Source organism: Thioclava sp. DLFJ4-1 (assembly GCF_002020145.1).
GTDB lineage: Bacteria > Pseudomonadota > Alphaproteobacteria > Rhodobacterales > Rhodobacteraceae > Thioclava > Thioclava sediminum.
The window spans coordinates 1-2,500 of the sequence record NZ_MPZT01000011.1 but is presented as its reverse complement, the minus strand read 5'-3'; the positions used below and the strand labels follow the sequence as shown (position 1 = coordinate 2,500).

Sequence of the window (2,500 nt, the reverse complement as noted above, 5' to 3'; positions counted from 1 at the left end):
AATCAAATCTGGAGATAGCTGGTTCTCCGCGAAAGCTATTTAGGTAGCGCGTCGATTGTATTCTCCCGGGGGTAGAGCACTGCATGGATGATGGGGGCCCACAGCCTTACTGAGTCTAAGCAAACTCCGAATACCGGGAAGAACTGATCGGCAGACACACGGCGGGTGCTAACGTCCGTCGTGGAGAGGGAAACAACCCTGACCAACAGCTAAGGCCCCCAATTCATGGCTAAGTGGGAAAGCATGTGAGACTTCCAAAACAACCAGGAGGTTGGCTTAGAAGCAGCCATCCTTTAAAGATAGCGTAACAGCTCACTGGTCTAGTCAAGAGGTCTTGCGGCGAAGATGTAACGGGGCTCAAGCCATGAGCCGAAGCTTTGGATGCACAGTGATGTGCGTGGTAGCGGAGCGTTCTGTGATATAGAACGCTGCCTCCTTATCTCCTTCGGGAGTATTGGAGGCAATGTTCTGACTGTGAAGCCGGGCTGTAAGGCATCCGGTGGAGTGATCAGAAGTGAGAATGTTGACATGAGTAGCGACAAACAGGGTGAGAGACCCTGTCGCCGAAAGTCCAAGGGTTCCTGCTTAAAGCTAATCTGAGCAGGGTAAGCCGGCCCCTAAGGCGAGGCCGAAAGGCGTAGTCGATGGGAACCAGGTTAATATTCCTGGGCCATGTGGTGGTGACGGATTGCGAGGGTTGTTCACACTTATCGGATTGTGTGGGCCGCTTAGCAGTTCCTGGAAATAGCCCCACTATCGGACCGTACCCGAAACCGACACAGGTGGACTGGTAGAGAATACCAAGGCGCTTGAGAGAACCACGTTTAAGGAACTCGGCAAAATGCCTCCGTAAGTTCGCGAGAAGGAGGCCCCATTCTCACGCAAGTGAGGGTGGGGGGCACAAACTAGGGGGTGGCGACTGTTTACTTAAAACACAGGGCTGTGCGAAGCCGTAAGGCGACGTATACAGTCTGACGCCTGCCCGGTGCCGGAAGGTTAAAAGGAGGAGTGCAAGCTCCGAATTGAAGCCCCGGTAAACGGCGGCCGTAACTATAACGGTCCTAAGGTAGCGAAATTCCTTGTCGGGTAAGTTCCGACCTGCACGAATGGCGTAACGATCTCCCCGCTGTCTCAAACGTGGACTCAGCGAAATTGAACTGTGTGTCAAGATGCACACTACCCGCGGTTAGACGGAAAGACCCCATGAACCTTTACTATAGCTTCGCACTGGCATCAGGCATGTGATGTGCAGGATAGGTGGTAGGCTTTGAAACGGGGACGCCAGTCTTCGTGGAGCCATCCTTGAGATACCACCCTTCGCCTGCTTGATGTCTAACCGCGGTCCCTTATCGGGATCCGGGACCCTGCGTGGTGGGTAGTTTGACTGGGGCGGTCGCCTCCCAAAGTGTAACGGAGGCGCGCGAAGGTTGGCTCAGACCGGTCGGAAATCGGTCGTTGAGTGCAATGGCAGAAGCCAGCCTGACTGCAAGACTGACAAGTCGAGCAGAGACGAAAGTCGGCCATAGTGATCCGGTGGTCCCGAGTGGAAGGGCCATCGCTCAACGGATAAAAGGTACTCTGGGGATAACAGGCTGATGGTGCCCAAGAGTCCATATCGACGGCACCGTTTGGCACCTCGATGTCGGCTCATCTCATCCTGGGGCTGGAGCAGGTCCCAAGGGTACGGCTGTTCGCCGTTTAAAGAGGTACGTGAGCTGGGTTTAGAACGTCGTGAGACAGTTCGGTCCCTATCTGCCGTGGGTGTAGGATACTTGAGAAGAGTTGCCCCTAGTACGAGAGGACCGGGGTGAACGGACCACTGGTGGACCAGTTATCGTGCCAACGGTAGTGCTGGGTAGCTATGTCCGGACAGGATAACCGCTGAAAGCATCTAAGCGGGAAGCCCCCTTCAAAACTAGGTATCCCTTGAGGGCCGTGGAAGACCACCACGTCGATAGGCTGGAGATGTAAGCGCGGCAACGCGTTCAGTTGACCAGTACTAATTGCCCGATTGGCTTGATTTGATCCGGTAGAAGCCAGACCTCTGGCTCCGATCATAATCAAAAGCTGCATAGCAACTTGACTTGAACTTCATCGCTTCTTCCTCGGTTTGGTGGTCATAGCACGAGCAAAACACCCGGCTCCATTCCGAACCCGGCCGTTAAGTGCCGTCGCGCCAATGGTACTGCGTCTTAAGACGTGGGAGAGTAGGTCACCGCCAAACCTAGAAAGAAGCGATAAAACTTCATCTCTCAAACAACGATGACAAACAAAATCCCGATCGCAAAAACATAAAGCCCTCGGGAAACAAACGCGGGATCGAGCACCCCGCAATCGCTACAAACTCTCCTCGAGAGTTTGTCTAACGCGATCGCCTCGTCAGGCTCATAACCTGACAAAAAAGGGCAAACGCTCAACGGACGCGGGATGGAGCAGCCCGGTAGCTCGTCAGGCTCATAACCTGAAGGTCGTAGGTTCAAATCCTACTCCCGCAACCAAA

1 tRNA gene and 2 rRNA genes (1 of these 3 cut by a window edge) are annotated in these 2,500 nt (G+C 54.2%); all 3 read left to right on the top strand.

The window, feature by feature from the left end:
* Positions 1–2,024 (top strand): 23S ribosomal RNA (locus BMI85_RS20920); it begins 808 nt to the left of the window's first position.
* A gap of 85 nt (positions 2,025–2,109) precedes the next feature.
* Positions 2,110–2,224 (top strand): 5S ribosomal RNA (gene rrf / locus BMI85_RS20915).
* A 197-nt stretch (positions 2,225–2,421) separates the two neighbouring features.
* Positions 2,422–2,498 (top strand) — tRNA-Met (locus BMI85_RS20910).
* Positions 2,499–2,500: the final 2 nt, after the last annotated feature.